12 protein-coding genes and 1 pseudogene are annotated in these 13,765 nt (G+C 61.0%); 10 read left to right on the top strand and 3 right to left on the bottom strand.

The window, feature by feature from the left end:
* Positions 1–254 precede the first annotated feature (254 nt).
* From AC6JA3_RS22065 to AC6JA3_RS22025, 9 genes are all read left to right on the top strand, one after another.
* Positions 255–1,469, top strand: coding sequence for an acyl-CoA dehydrogenase family protein (locus AC6JA3_RS22065; RefSeq protein WP_497920703.1), 1,215 nt, complete (start codon positions 255–257; stop codon positions 1,467–1,469).
* An 87-nt stretch (positions 1,470–1,556) separates the two neighbouring features.
* Entirely contained in the window at positions 1,557–2,312 is a 756-nt protein-coding gene (locus AC6JA3_RS22060) for an SDR family NAD(P)-dependent oxidoreductase (RefSeq protein ID WP_497920702.1), read from the top strand.
* Positions 2,313–2,346: 34 nt separating this feature from the next.
* Positions 2,347–3,564: an acetyl-CoA C-acetyltransferase gene (locus AC6JA3_RS22055; RefSeq protein WP_497920701.1), complete on the top strand. Its 1,218-nt coding sequence runs from the start codon at positions 2,347–2,349 to the stop codon at positions 3,562–3,564.
* Between the two features lie 78 nt (positions 3,565–3,642).
* Positions 3,643–5,163, top strand: coding sequence for an MmgE/PrpD family protein (locus AC6JA3_RS22050; protein WP_497920700.1), 1,521 nt, complete (start codon positions 3,643–3,645; stop codon positions 5,161–5,163).
* Positions 5,164–6,069 carry a methylisocitrate lyase gene (gene prpB / locus AC6JA3_RS22045; protein ID WP_497920699.1) on the top strand — a complete coding sequence of 302 codons (906 nt, stop codon included), beginning with the start codon at positions 5,164–5,166 and terminating at the stop codon, positions 6,067–6,069. It abuts the gene before it with no gap.
* Positions 6,070–6,097: 28 nt separating this feature from the next.
* Complete coding sequence (locus tag AC6JA3_RS22040) at positions 6,098–7,258, top strand: bifunctional 2-methylcitrate synthase/citrate synthase (RefSeq protein WP_497920698.1); 1,161 nt, start codon at positions 6,098–6,100, stop codon at positions 7,256–7,258.
* Positions 7,259–7,289: 31 nt separating this feature from the next.
* Positions 7,290–8,063 carry an enoyl-CoA hydratase gene (locus tag AC6JA3_RS22035; protein ID WP_497920697.1) on the top strand — a complete coding sequence of 258 codons (774 nt, stop codon included), beginning with the start codon at positions 7,290–7,292 and terminating at the stop codon, positions 8,061–8,063.
* Positions 8,064–9,326: 1,263 nt separating this feature from the next.
* Entirely contained in the window at positions 9,327–10,637 is a 1,311-nt protein-coding gene (locus AC6JA3_RS22030) for a metal-dependent hydrolase family protein (RefSeq protein ID WP_497920696.1), read from the top strand.
* Positions 10,634–12,217 (top strand): AbgT family transporter, encoded by a 1,584-nt coding sequence (locus AC6JA3_RS22025; protein WP_497920695.1) that lies wholly within the window; start codon positions 10,634–10,636, stop codon positions 12,215–12,217. Before AC6JA3_RS22030 ends, AC6JA3_RS22025 begins: the two co-directional genes overlap by 4 nt.
* Positions 12,218–12,290: 73 nt before the next feature.
* Here AC6JA3_RS22025 and AC6JA3_RS22020 read toward each other — a convergent pair whose 3' ends face one another.
* Positions 12,291–12,668, bottom strand: a complete 378-nt coding sequence (locus AC6JA3_RS22020) for a hypothetical protein (RefSeq protein ID WP_497920694.1) — start codon at positions 12,666–12,668, stop codon at positions 12,291–12,293.
* 205 nt (positions 12,669–12,873) lie between these two features.
* Between AC6JA3_RS22020 and AC6JA3_RS22015 the strand changes: the two are divergent.
* A pseudogene (locus tag AC6JA3_RS22015) lies at positions 12,874–13,080 on the top strand (hypothetical protein); the annotation flags it as partial.
* Here AC6JA3_RS22015 and AC6JA3_RS22010 read toward each other — a convergent pair.
* A complete protein-coding gene (locus tag AC6JA3_RS22010) occupies positions 13,056–13,562 on the bottom strand; it encodes a transposase (RefSeq protein ID WP_497920693.1) in 507 nt (168 codons plus the stop codon). The pseudogene AC6JA3_RS22015 and the gene AC6JA3_RS22010 overlap by 25 nt on opposite strands.
* Positions 13,517–13,642, bottom strand: a complete 126-nt coding sequence (locus AC6JA3_RS22005) for a hypothetical protein (protein ID WP_497920818.1) — start codon at positions 13,640–13,642, stop codon at positions 13,517–13,519. The genes AC6JA3_RS22010 and AC6JA3_RS22005 overlap by 46 nt, the downstream gene beginning before the upstream one ends.
* Between the last annotated feature and the right edge of the window lie 123 nt (positions 13,643–13,765).

Genomic DNA, 13,765 nt, shown 5'->3' with positions numbered 1-13,765 from the left:
CGATCGGATCGGCGGTTGAAGTCAGCCAACATTGACGATCTCTCCAAACGGGTGTGACAGCAGGTCACCCGTGCTGCCGATGGCCGCATTCTTGGCTCTCCCAAGGTAAAGGACTCAGCCGCCAGCTCGCAGACAAAGATTTCGGGCTAGAAGCGCTTCATCCCATCGAACTTTCAAGTCAATAAGCACGATCCTCCGCGGCCACGCCGAACCACAACGTCAAACAACAAACCGAACGCCAGAGAAGAGGAACCATGCCGGTGCTTCAGAAGGGGCCTCAGCCTGCATCCGCAGCGCCAGAAGTTCAGGACAACTTGCCGCCATACCCTGAGGCCGATCTTCTTTACCTTTCGGGCCTCCTCACCGCAGCCGAGCAGGCCCAGCTCGCCCAGGCCCGCAACTTCTTTCAGCAAGAAGTTCGTCCCATCGCCGTTGATTTTTGGAATCGAGCGGAATTCCCATTTGAGCTTCTGCCCAAACTGGGCAAGCAGCAATTGACCGGACTGAATGGTCGTGGGCATCTATTGGCAGGACTGATTCAGATGGAATTCGCACGCGCGGATACCTCTGTGTCCACGTTCTTTGGTGTCCATGACGAACTGTTCACCACAGCGATCCGCGAATTGGGCTCCGATGAGCATCGTCAGACCATGCTTCCAGACTTGCTGTCGCTCAAGAAAGTAGGAGCCTTCGCCCTTACGGAGCCGCTGCACGGGTCCGACATTTCCAGGCAGATGGAAACCACTGCAACCCGAAGCGGAGATGAATGGATTCTGAATGGCCACAAACGATGGATCGGCAACGGTACCTTCGCGGATTACGTCCTAGTCTGGGCTCGCGATACAGCCGACGACCAAATCAAGGGGTTCATCGTCGAGAAAGGCACCGAGGGTTTCCGCACTGAAGCCATACCCAACAAGGCAGCTGTCCGCATCATCCAGAATGCCAACATCACTCTGGATAACGTAAGAATCCCGTTCACTAACTGGCTGCCAGGAACACGAACGTTCCGGGATGCCAACTCCCTTCTTCTCCACTCAAGGGTGTGGGTCAGCTGGCAGGCCGTCGGCCAGCAGTTTGCAGCATTTGATGTTGCGAGGTCATATGCGCTCCAGCGCAAGCAATTCGGCAAACCCATCGCTTCCTTCCAGCTCATTCAGGATCAACTGGCCCGAATGATCGGAAATGCAACCATGTCCCTTTCCCTGATGATCCAACTCGCACGCCTAACGGAGTCGGGCCTTCTCACGATGGACCATGCCGCGCTGGCGAAAGCAAGCTGCACAGAGCGGATGCGCAAGACCGTGGCTCTCGGTAGGTCAATCGTCGGAGGCAATGGAATCAGCACGGACTTCGAGATGGCAAAAATCTTCGCCGACGCGGAAGCCATCTACTCCTATGAGGGCAGCTACGAAATCAACACTCTCTTGGTCGGGCGGGCACTGACAGGTATCTCCGCGTTCGCTTGAGTCAAAAGCCCATGCCATTCCCCCAATAGCCGCATCACCACACGGCACAGTCCCGGAAGCAAGCGCCCCACAGAGGAGCAATTAAAAATGGAGCTCAGCAATACTGCAGCAATCGTTACCGGCGGCGCGTCAGGTCTTGGCGCAGCCACCGCCCGGGTTCTCGCCGAACGGGGCGCAAATGTGTTTGCCGTCGACCTCGGCGACTCCATCGGAAAGAGCCAGCCGGTGAACGGCGTGGAGTACGTCGAGGCCGACGTGACCGACGTTGGTCAGATTCGTGGCGTCGTTGTGAAAGCCTCGGCTGACAAGCCCCTGCGGACAGTAATCAATTGCGCAGGCATTCTCCCAACAATGCGAATCCTCGGGAAAAGGGGCGTGCATGACCTCTCCCTCTTCGCAAAGGTCATCGAAGTCAACCTCGTCGGGTCCTTTAACGTTCTCGCCTCCGCTGCTGAAGCCATCTCGCGCACAGAAGCGGATGGAGACGGTCAACGCGGTGTAATCATTAACACGGCCTCCATCGCCGCCTTCGAAGGCCAGATTGGTCAAGCCGCCTACGCCTCGTCAAAAGCCGGCATTGTAGGTCTCACCCTTCCTGCAGCCAGGGACCTTGCCCAGTATGGAATACGGGTGAATGCCATTGCGCCCGGCATCGTGGAAACCCCCATGATGGCCTCTGTGAGCGATGAAGTCCGTCAAGGACTTGCCGCCAGTGTCACCTTCCCCAAACGGCTGGCCCGCCCCGAGGAATTCGCTCAACTGGCGTTGTCGATCATCGACCACGACTATCTCAACGGGGAAATCATCCGAATGGATGGCGCGCTGCGCATGGCCTCCCGGTAGCCCGCACGTCAACACTGATTTCAAAGGAAGAACCATGCACAACCAGCCAACACATGAAATCCCCTCCCGTCCGGAAGATGTAGTGATTATCGGCGGTGCCCGAACCCCCCAGGGCAAGCTCAACGGCCAGTTGGCGGCACTGACCGCGGTAGAACTCGGTGCAGCAGCAGTAAGCGGAGCACTTGAAAAGGCCGGCATCGATCCGGGCTTGGTAGATGCCGTGGTGATCGGTCAGGTTGTTCAGGCAGGCTCCGGACAGAATCCGGCCCGCCAGACCGCACTAAAAGCCGGAATCAGTGGGACAGCACCGGCGACCACAATAAACAAAGTCTGCCTGTCCGGGCTTACCGCCGTCATAGATGCTGCCCGTCTCATCCGCGCCGGTGACGCGGAAGTAGTTGTTGCCGGCGGTCAGGAATCCATGAGCCAGGGCCCGCACCTTCTACCTGGCTCGCGTCAAGGATGGCTGTACGGCGGCAGCACGGTGGTCGATTCACTCGTTCGCGACGGACTCAGCGACGCGGAGGAAGGTATCTCTATGGGCCTTCTGACCGAAAGAGGCAACCAGGTTCACAACATAGGGAGACGCGAACAGGACGAGGTGGCTGCGGCGTCACATCGGCGAGCTGCTCAGGCAACGGGCGAAGGAGTGTTTAAGGACGAAATAGTACCCATCACCGTTCACGGCAAGAAAGGACAGCCCCTGACGCTTGACAGGGACGAACAAATACGACCTGGCACGGACGTCGAGGTTCTCTCTCAGCTACGTCCCGCATTTGTTGCGGATGGCAGCATCACTGCAGGAAACGCCTCGCCCCTCTCCGATGGAGCTGCGGCCCTTGTCCTTACTAGCCGGGCTAACGCTGAGCGACTCCAACTTGAGATCCTTGCCGTTGTTAGCGCGCCGGGCCAAGTCGCTGGTCCTGATAATTCACTGCATTCGCAGCCCTCGAACGCCATCCATGCCGCGCTGGCACGGGCGGGGTGGACCGCAGAAGATCTTGACTTCATCGAGATCAATGAGGCTTTCGGCGCCGTCGCGGTTCAGTCGTTGAACGAGTTGGGAATTCCCTTGGAGCGCTGCAACATACACGGCGGCGCCATCGCTTTGGGCCATCCCATCGGAGCCTCCGGGGCGCGCCTTGCTCTTCACGCCGCTAACGAACTGTTCCGAAGGGGGGCGGGCCGGGCGGCGGTCGCCCTCTGCGGAGGCGGTGGACAGGGCGAAGCGCTGCTGCTCTACCGAAACTAGCTCCCCCTCAACCACATCGCGAATTGTCATGCCCGCGGTCCATTAGCCCGTCAACCGCAACCCTTTGAAAGAATCAACGTGAAAAATATACATTCCGTCCGCGTATACAAAAGTGAAGAGAACCTTGCCCGCGAGGAGCATCTCGCATACAAGATCGCCAAGGTGGCCACGGATCCGGTCCCGGTTTCTGCCGAAGTCACTGACATGGTGATCAACCGGATCATCGACAACGCCTCGGTTGCCATCGCCTCGCTGAACCGTGCCCCGATCGTCGCCGCCCGTGCCCAGGCCCTGGCCCACGCCCCCAGCACGGGTGGGAAGGGCGCGAAGGTCTTCGGCATTGGTGAACGCGTTTCCCCTGAGTGGGCTGCGTGGGCCAACGGCGTGGCCGTCCGCGAACTCGATTACCACGACACGTTCCTGGCCGCGGACTACTCCCACCCCGGTGACAACATCCCGCCCATCCTGGCCGTCGCCCAGCACACCGGAGCCAGCGGCGCCGACCTGCTCCGCGGCATCACCACCGGCTACGAGATCCAAGTGAACCTGGTCAAGGCGATCTGCCTGCACAAGCACAAGATCGACCACGTAGCCCACCTCGGCCCCTCCGCCGCAGCAGGAATCGGCACCCTGCTGGGCCTCGACGTCGAAACAATCTTCCAGTCCGTGGGGCAGGCCCTGCATACCACCACCGCCACGCGGCAGTCGAGGAAGGGCGAGATTTCCACCTGGAAGGCCCATGCTCCAGCGTTCGCCGGAAAGATGGCGGTTGAGGCCGCAGACCGTGCTATGCGCGGCCAGACCTCTCCCGTTCCCATCTACGAGGGCGAGGACGGGGTGATCGCGTGGCTGCTGGAGGGCCTCGATGCCTCCTACCAGGTGCCGTTGCCGGAGACCGGCGAGGCCAAGCGCGCAATCCTGGATACCTATACCAAGGAACACTCCGCCGAGTACCAGGCACAGGCGTGGATCGACCTTGCCCGGAAGCTCAACCGTGAGCACCCCGAGGCCAAAGATCCGGTGAACGTGAAGTCGGTACTGATCAGGACGAGTCACCACACTCACTATGTCATCGGGTCCGGGGCCAACGATCCGCAGAAGTACAGCCCTGCCGCTTCGAGGGAGACCCTGGATCACTCCATTCCTTACATCTTCACGGTCGCGCTGCAGGACGGCGCCTGGCACCACGTTGACTCCTACGCCCCCGAACGCGCCGCACGCCCGGACACAGTGGAACTCTGGCAGAAAGTCAGCACCGAAGAGGACCCGGAATGGACCCGCCGCTACCACTCCCTCGACATTTCCGAGAAGGCCTTCGGCGGATCGGTGGAAATCACTCTCACCGACGGCACTCTCATCACCGATCAAATCGCGGTCGCCGACGCCCACCCGCTCGGCGCACGCCCGTTCGCCCGCGAACAGTACATCAACAAGTTCCGCACCCTCGCCGCCGGCCTCGTCGAAGAAGCGGAAATCGAACGGTTCCTCGCCGCCGTCGAACGCCTCCCGAAACTCGCAGCCGGTGAGCTGGACCAGCTGAACATCACCGCCGCCCCCGGCGTCATCGACCTGAACGCCGCACCCAAGGGGCTGTTCTAATTGCTGTATTCCCAAGCAACGCCCGAGTGGAAACGCGTTAAACTCCGGGAACTCCTGGCATCCCGGAACATCCAGCAGTTCCCAGGCGCGTTTAACCCACTGTCCGCCCGGCTGATCGAAGAAAAAGGCTTCGCCGGCGTCTACATCTCCGGTGCCGTCCTGGCCAACGATCTTGGACTGCCGGACATCGGGCTGACCACGCTCACCGAAGTGGCCACCCGCGCCGGGCAGATCGCCCGCATGACCGACCTGCCCGCCATCGTGGATGCTGACACCGGCTTCGGCGAACCCATGAACGTTGCCCGCACCGTCCAGGAACTCGAAAACGCCGGCCTCGCCGGGTTGCACATCGAGGACCAGTTCAACCCCAAACGCTGCGGCCACCTGGACGGCAAAAACGTGGTGGATCTAGACACGGCCACCAAACGGATCCGCGCCGCAGCCGACGCCCGCCGCGACCCCAACTTCCTCATCATGGCCCGCACCGACATCCGAGCCACCGACGGACTCCAGGCCGCTAAAGACCGGGCCAAGGCACTGGTCGACGCCGGGGCTGACGCCATCTTCCCCGAAGCCATGCGTGACCTGCACGAGTTCCGTGCCATCCGGGACGCCGTGGATGTGCCGATCCTCGCCAACATGACCGAGTTCGGCAAAAGCGACCTGTTCACCCAAGACCAACTGCAAAACGTGGGCGTCAACATGGTGATCTACCCGGTGACCCTGCTCCGCAGCGCCATGGGCGCCGCGGAGCGGGTCCTTGACACCCTCAGGAGCCTCGGAACACAGCAGGTCCGCGTACCCGAAATGCTCACCCGGGCGCGTCTCTATGACCTCCTGGACTACGAGGCCTACAACAAATTCGATTCCGAAGTCTTCAACTTCCAACTCCCTGACATCCGCTAATTCACGTACTGCAACGAAGGAGTTCAGCATGACTGACACAGACATTAGAAAAGGCCTCACCGGAGTCGTGGTGGACTACACCGCCATTTCCAAGGTCAACCCGGATACCAACTCCCTGCTCTTCCGCGGCTACCCTGTTCAGGAACTCGCCGCCCGGTGCAGCTTCGAAGAGGTCGCCTACCTCCTCTGGAACGGTGAGCTCCCCTCAGAAAGCGAACTGGCGGAGTTCACCGCTCACGAGCGCGCAGGCAGGAGCCTCGATCCGGCTCTCAAAATGATCATTGATGCCCTGCCGAAGACGGCTCATCCCATGGACGTCTGCCGCACCGCAGCATCTGTCCTCGGTGCGCGTCACCCTCTGGCCGAGAACTCCTCACCCGAAGCGAACATGAAAAAGGCCATTGACCTGTTCGCGGCCATGCCCGCCGTGGTCGCCTACGACCAGCGTCGCCGCCGTGGGCAGTATCTTGTGAACCCCCGGGACGATCTGGGCTACTCGGCCAACTTCCTCTGGATGAGCTTCGGTGAAGAACCCGCGGACGAGGTCGTAGAGGCCTTCAATGTCTCCATGATCCTCTACGCGGAGCACTCCTTCAACGCCTCCACATTCACCGCGCGTGTAGTCACGTCCACACTGTCGGATCTGCATTCCGCCGTTACAGCCGGCATTGGGGCGCTCAAAGGTCACCTGCACGGCGGCGCCAATGAAGCGGTCATGCACACCTTCAATGAAATAGGCATACGCCCGGAGGAATCCCTCGACGAAGCCGCCGCCCGGGCCAAATCCTGGATGGAGCAAGCCCTGGCGCAGAAGAAAAAGATCATGGGCTTCGGACACCGGGTCTATAAGAACGGCGATTCCCGGGTGCCGACCATGAAGACGGCCCTGGACAAGCTGATCGACCACTACGGCAGGCCGGAAATTCTGGGACTATACAACGGTCTCGAACAGGCCATGGACGAAGCCAAGTCCATCAAACCGAACCTTGACTACCCTTCAGGTCCGGCCTATCACCTCATCGGCTTCGACACCCCAATGTTCACACCAATCTTCGTCGCCAGCCGCATCCCCGGCATGACAGCCCACATCATGGAGCAGGCCGCCTCCAACGCCCTCATCCGCCCGCTAAGCGCCTACAACGGGCCCGAAGAGCGGTCGGTACCGGTTGCAATCCACACCCACTCCTAGTTGCCTAGCGCAGCCTCCTTCGAGGAAAAGTATGAATTTTCGAACCATCACCATGAAGCGATGTGGACGCGTAGGCGTCATCACACTGAATCGCCCGGAGGCCCTAAACGCACTGAACCTTCAACTTATGGAAGAAGTCGTGTCCGCTGCCAGAAGCTTGGATAGGGACCCTGATACAGGTGCCATCCTTCTGACCGGATCCGATCGCGCCTTCGCCGCAGGCGCCGACATCAAGGAGATGTCGTCCCGGACTTACATGGATATGTACTTGGACGATTGGCTGCAGGGCTGGGACGGCCTGGCCGCCGTGCGGACCCCGGTAATTGCTGCCGTCGCTGGCCACGCGCTGGGCGGAGGCTGTGAACTGGCAATGATGTGCGACTTCATCATCGCAGCTGACTCAGCGCGATTTGGCCAGCCGGAGATCAAACTGGGCGTGATACCTGGCATGGGCGGTTCGCAGCGGCTGACGCGCGCTGTCGGCAAGGCAAAAGCTATGGAGATGATCCTCACGGGTCGCACCATCGACGCGGCCGAGGCCGAACGCATCGGTCTCGTAGCAAGAGTCGTCCCGCACGACAGGCTCTTGGAAGATGCTTTGGAAACTGCGAAGGCGATCTCCGAGAAGTCCGCGCCAATCGTGATGCTGGCAAAAGAGGCAGTGAATGCTGCATTTGAAATGCCACTGGACAGCGGCGTCCTTTTCGAACGCAGGATTTTTCACTCTGTGTTCGCCAGCTCGGATCAAAAAGAAGGTATGCGCGCCTTCGTCGAAAAGAGACAGCCCAACTTTACCCACGACTAACGCCCTGCCAGCTGAAGAGGCAACGCCCACACGGCATTGTCCCCGCAGCCCTCGACGACCAAGTGTCAAAAATTCCCGGCGCGGCAAGAGGAAGCGCAACGCACACGCCCGAAGGCCGGGTGCCGCGCCGGGATCGCTCACCGACGAACAGTCCGCACACTCGAGGCCAGCTCACCCTTCGGCATAGGATACCCCAACCATGAAATCACCCTGGCCTGGCAGTGCTATCAAAAGCTCCGGAACATCTACCACGCCCCTCCGGCCGGCAGACGTGAACCAGTGACCGAGGTAATCGCCTCGTTCAGGACCTGTCCCATCCCTGAAGTCGTACGCCTGAGCGGACACTCAAACACTTGGAGGTGAGCGATTTTGCCCTACCTGCACACCTTCCGCGCCTCGGATGCACCCACTGAAGCGAAGGCTCAAAATAAGGGCCCTAACGATGCGCGATTTTCCAATGACTCCCAGCTTCTTCCACGGCTACACGGACTAACAGGTCAACTGTCGTCCGCCTTCATAGCAGGACAAACATTTCAAATCCGCGGACATCCGGGGGAGCGATGCCAGGTTGGCGGTTCGCACGCAATCCCCGTCAGCGGCCACTACGTGTTGGGCCGTAGAAAAAGGCCTGACATGACCCCGGGTTGGGTGGTTCCAGTCCCGGAACGAGCATGCACAAACCCAGCGGTTCGTCGCCAGCTCGAACGACTCCGCCAGACCATAGTCATCGTTCCAGCGACCTGATTCCTGACCAGCTCAGGGTATGGGCGGGCCTGTCTGCTTTTGGTTCTGGCAGAGGAGTGCGGCTAATGGTCCTGTCTGACGCAGCTGGTGCGCTGATATCGACATGGGGGTATGACCTTTTCCTTCGGAGATGCCTTTCGCCGCCCACGGGGACCGCTTTGCACGAGCGCGATCTTTGTCATGCAAGACCAAAAAGCCGTCTTGGATCCAGAGATCCGGTATTCTCGAGATGTCGTGGATCTCTCTTAACAGTTTGTCACCGCACGCACGCTCCCCCCGTAATCCAAGGGCTAAGGTATGTTCTCAGTGCTTGTTTGATTGAAGTTTGCACGCTCCACTTGACCTGGGAATGCTCCCTGACGCATGCTGTTCAATGCCACCGGCCTTACCAGTGGTCGCTAGGATGGCCAGGACCGTGCCGCGTTTGGAAGTTGCCTTTGTTTTCTGCATATTCCTTGCTTGCTAACGGATGCATTGCCGTTACGCGCACGATATTGGCGCACCTCTGGAGCAAACAACATGGAGGACTCTTTGACAACCATGCACACTATGGTGATCACCAACGCCACAGTCATTGATGGGACGGGCAGGGCACCGCGGCCCCACCACACCCTCGTTGTCGACGGCCGCACAATCAGCTGGCTCGGCCCTGATGCCCAAGCCCCAGAGGTAGGGCCCGACGACGTCGTCGTCGACGCGGCAGGCAGGCATCTTCTGCCCGGTTTCATCGATTCCCACGTGCACCTGACATTGAAGCCCGGCCTCCTCGGAAGCGCCCAACTGATGGACCTGCCCGAGCGCTACGGCTACTACCAGGCCATCCCGCTCCTCAAAGCCACGCTCGATGCTGGCGTCACGTCGGCCCGTGATCTGGGTGGGCTCGACATGGCCACGGAGATGGCGATCAACGAGGGCCTCATTGAGGGCCCCGAAGTCGTCTTTGCCTACCGCGCCCTGAGCCCTACGGGCGGCCACGGCGACTTTCGCACATGCTGCGGCTTCAACGTCGGTCGGGCGGTGTCCCCGAACGGCGACATCGGATTCCTGTGCGACGGTGTAGACGCCGCCCTTGCCAAGACTCGCGAGGTCATGCGCTTTGGGGCAAAGGTCATCAAAGTCATGGCGAGCGGCGGCGTATGGTCCCCGCGCGCCACACCGTGGCATGACGGTCTCAACGTCTCGGAGATGCGCGCTGTCGTGGACGAGGCTGCGGCCCACAACATACCTGTCGCTGCCCATGCTCAGAGCGCGCGCAGCATCACGAATGCGCTCAGGGCTGGTGTGCGCAGCATCGAGCATGCCTACGAAATCGACGACGAGGCCATTCAACTCATGTTGGATCAGCGCGCTTTCATGGTCCCAACCCTCTCGACCACCACGGCCCCTCCAGACCCGGCGAAGGCGCCGCCGTACGCCGTCGCCAAGAAGCTGCGCCTGCAGGAGTCTGTCCGCGAGCGAGTGCCCGCCGCGATCGCGGCGGGCGTCAGAGTGGCGCTCGGCACTGACGCCGGCGTGTCCGTCCACGGCAATAACCTGCGCGAGCTCGGCCTCCTCGTTGAGTTCGGAATGAAGCCCATGGACGCGATCCTTGCCGGCACGCGCAACGCCGCCGAGTTGCTCCAGATCGACGGCCACACCGGAACGATTGAGGTGGGCAAGGACGCCGACCTCGTGCTGACTGACGTAGACCCGCTCGCGGAGATCCATAGGCTCGCTGACCCGACTCACATCAAGCTCGTCGTGGCCAAAGGCCGTGTCGCCAAGAACCTCCTCGATCCCCACCGAGGCACCGACGCCGCAACACTGAACCTGAAGGGAGCCCTCTCATGAGCGCACCAAACCTGACCCGGCAACTCAAGCCGGGCAAGGGAATCACACTCACCCAACGGATCCTGGACGGGGTAGAGCGGGCAGGCAATCGACTCCCCCATCCGTTCGCGCTTTTCCTGTACCTGTTCCTCGGCCTCGGCGTGGTCTCCACAGTCGTCTCGTGGTTCAGTATCTCGACCCAGGTGCCGGGGGTGAAGGATCCGGTACCAGTCAGGGGCCTCTTTACCAGCGATGGCATCAGCTGGATCATGACCGAGGCGGTCAAAAACTTCATCGGATTCCCGCCACTCGGAGTCGTGGTGGTGCTCATGCTCGCCGTTGGCGTCGCCCACCGCACCGGCATGCTCACGGCCCTCGTCAAAATCAGCCTCAGTCGCGTCCCGCGATGGTCCCTCCCGTACGCGATAGCGCTCGTCGCGCTGAGTGGTCACATCATGTCTGATGCTTCGCTCCTCGTGATTCCTCCAATCTGCGCTCTCGTATTCAAGGCAGCAGGTCGAAACCCAGCGGCCGGCCTGCTCGGCTCCTACGCGATCGGCGTCGCGGCGTTCGCCTCAACCCCGTTCGTCACTTCGACGGACGCACTGCTCTCCGGGATCACCAACGCCGCCGCGGCACCGGTCGCAGCCCACGTTCTGCCCGTTACTGTGGTCTCGAACCTTTACGTCAACTGGGTTCTGGCTGTAGTCCTCACGGTTGCGGGCGGTCTGATCGTGGATAGGATCCTCGAGCCGCAGCTCAACCGCGCAGGCGTGGGCGTGCCAGGCTCACCCGGCATGGACGATGCAGACGACGTCGCAGGATCGGTGACCGATGCAGAGAAGAGCGCCCTGCGCTGGGCCGGCGCGGCCCTCCTAGTGGTTGTCGCCTGTGTACTGGCACTCGCCCTCCCGGCCGGCGCTCCGCTGCGCAACGCAGACGGCCAGTTCCTGCCAAAGTCACCGTTGCTGAGTTCGGTCATGGTCATCGTCTTCGCGGTGCTGCTGTTCCCCGGCATCGTCTACGGCTTCCGACTCAAAATGATCAAGGGAGCAGCCTCAGTAGTGGCGCTCATGGTCGAGTCGGTCAAGGAAACCGCCCCGTTCATCGTAATCGCCTTCATGCTCGCCCAGTTCCTCGCGCTGTTCACGTGGAGCGGGCTCACGTCTTGGCTCGCCGTGAACGGCGCCGAGGCGCTCGAAGCAGCGCACTTCACAGGCTTCCCCGCGATCCTTGCGTTCGTCGTCGTCGCTTCGATCCTCATTATGTTCATCGTCTCGGGCTCAGCCCTGTGGACGCTCATCGCCTCGGTGTTCGTACCGATGTTCGCGCTGCTCGGCTACGAGCCGGGCTTCATCCAGGCCGCGTACCGCCTTGCCGACTCTGCAGTGGTCGTCCTGACGCCGCTCAACCCATTCCTGGTGGTCATACTCGGCTTCCTGCGCGTGTACGAACCCAAAGCAGGGATTGGCTCGATCCTGGCCCGCATGATTCCCTTCTCAGTCGTGTTCGGGGTCCTGTGGGCAGGGATCCTCGCACTCTTCTTCTTCACTGGCACCGGCACCGGCCCGGGTATGGAAATCTTCACGAAGGGCCACTAAGGCCTTTCCTCCAAGTTCCCTTACCGGGGACTGACCAGTCGGTCCTCATGACTGTAGCCGCCCTCGCCAAGGATCACTGGGTGTCGCTACCGGCGTTTGATAGACGCCACGGGACCGCTAATGAAGAATGGACCAGCACAAGGAAGCTTCGTGTCCGCCAGCCGCAACCCTGGATGCCGAACCTTGCCGCAGCAAGACATGCCAGCCCGATATCACAGAAACACAGAGGCTGAGAATTTGCATTGATCAAGAACCATGAATCGTTGGTTTCAACATCGGTTTTATTGTTCGCAAATGCGATCACTATGCCGTCTCGGTAGACGAAGGGTCTTGAACCCGGCGTTGGCTTGAAAGGTGGCAATGCCAAAACCGACGTCAAGGCCACTAAGCCCACGAGGATGCCGACGATGATCAGCTTCAGTAGGCCGTCCGGGGACATGGGATCGCGCACGCGGTATTACCAAGTTGTCGTAGGACAGCGATTTGAACAGTTGGCTGCCGAGTTTCAAGGACGTGATTGATTTGTAGACAGATCCCGGTCACGGAGGTGGATTGCTCAAGGCTGTCCGGCTTGGCGGCCCACCGCCTTGTAATCCAGCTGGCAGCAAATCTACGCAGTTTTGGCGCGGCGCGGCTGAGTTCGGTGCTCAGCATCCGTGGTGCCGCCAGTCAGGCGCGATTTCCTGGCCCTAAGAATTGCAATCTGGTCGGCGCACATACTTATTCTGGACGGAGTAACCATCGCTGCCGGCCGCCGGCAGGTCATCATTGAAGCCGACCAGCCGCCAGGCTGTCCAGGCTGTGGGGTCATCGATTCCCGCCGGAAAGAGCGCCGCCTTCAGCGACTCCGCTTTGTTCCTGTGGCGGGGCCGGTGGACCTGCTGTGGTCGAGGTACCGCTGGTACTGCGAAGAGACCGCTTGTGACCGGCTGTCGTTCCTTGAATCGAAGCCGCAGATTCCACGCCGTGCGCGGCCGAGGAGCAGGCTTCCTGCCCAACTCGTAGACGCTTTCATCCGCTTGATCTCTTTCCGCCACCGACAGACCGTGCGCCATAGCCGGTTCGTCTCCGGTTGCGCGACCTGCTGAACCAGGGTGTGCATGCGGTCCTTTTCAGCGGCCGCGTCGGCCAGAGACCCCGTGGCCAGCAGCGTCCGAAGCTGTTCCTTGACCAGCCAGGCTGCCTGCAGCTTCCCCGTGGCGTCCTCACTGGCGAACACCGCGGCCAGTCTGTCGCGTGCCCGGACCGAAAGCGAGTCCCCGGCCCGGAGGAGCAATCGCCGATTTGCCCAGACCGGGTTTATAGAGCGTCCCCGCCGGCCATGGACCTGGCTGGTGAGCCGCATCGGACCTCGGTGAGCATATCGTTGCCGAGCTTGACCCAGTGGAACACGTCGACCGAGACTGCGGCGCGCGGCAGCCACATCCGCAGGGCCTTGCGGAACGCCGCGAAGGATCTTCCAGTGAGCGGGCGAAGAGCCAGTTCCCGATGCCTTCGCTGTCGCGGCCGTCCACAATCCCGAGAACCTGGCCGGTGTCCAGATTCATA

This window comes from Arthrobacter sp. TmtSoilC79, from assembly GCF_059739405.1.
Note: the sequence above shows the minus strand (reverse complement) of the source record. Positions and strands in the feature narration are given on the sequence as shown.

Excerpts from the sequence above, each read along its gene's own strand:
- AC6JA3_RS22005 (WP_497920818.1), bottom strand. The coding sequence starts at position 13,642 with ATGTGGCTGCCGCGCGCCGCAGTCTCGGTCGACGTGTTCCACTGGGTC.
- AC6JA3_RS22055 (WP_497920701.1), top strand. The coding sequence starts at position 2,347 with ATGCACAACCAGCCAACACATGAAATCCCCTCCCGTCCGGAAGATGTA.
- AC6JA3_RS22065 (WP_497920703.1), top strand. The coding sequence starts at position 255 with ATGCCGGTGCTTCAGAAGGGGCCTCAGCCTGCATCCGCAGCGCCAGAA.
- AC6JA3_RS22010 (WP_497920693.1), bottom strand. The coding sequence starts at position 13,562 with ATGCGGCTCACCAGCCAGGTCCATGGCCGGCGGGGACGCTCTATAAAC.
- AC6JA3_RS22040 (WP_497920698.1), top strand. The coding sequence starts at position 6,098 with ATGACTGACACAGACATTAGAAAAGGCCTCACCGGAGTCGTGGTGGAC.
- AC6JA3_RS22030 (WP_497920696.1), top strand. The coding sequence starts at position 9,327 with ATGGAGGACTCTTTGACAACCATGCACACTATGGTGATCACCAACGCC.
- AC6JA3_RS22025 (WP_497920695.1), top strand. The coding sequence starts at position 10,634 with ATGAGCGCACCAAACCTGACCCGGCAACTCAAGCCGGGCAAGGGAATC.
- AC6JA3_RS22035 (WP_497920697.1), top strand. The coding sequence starts at position 7,290 with ATGAATTTTCGAACCATCACCATGAAGCGATGTGGACGCGTAGGCGTC.
- AC6JA3_RS22060 (WP_497920702.1), top strand. The coding sequence starts at position 1,557 with ATGGAGCTCAGCAATACTGCAGCAATCGTTACCGGCGGCGCGTCAGGT.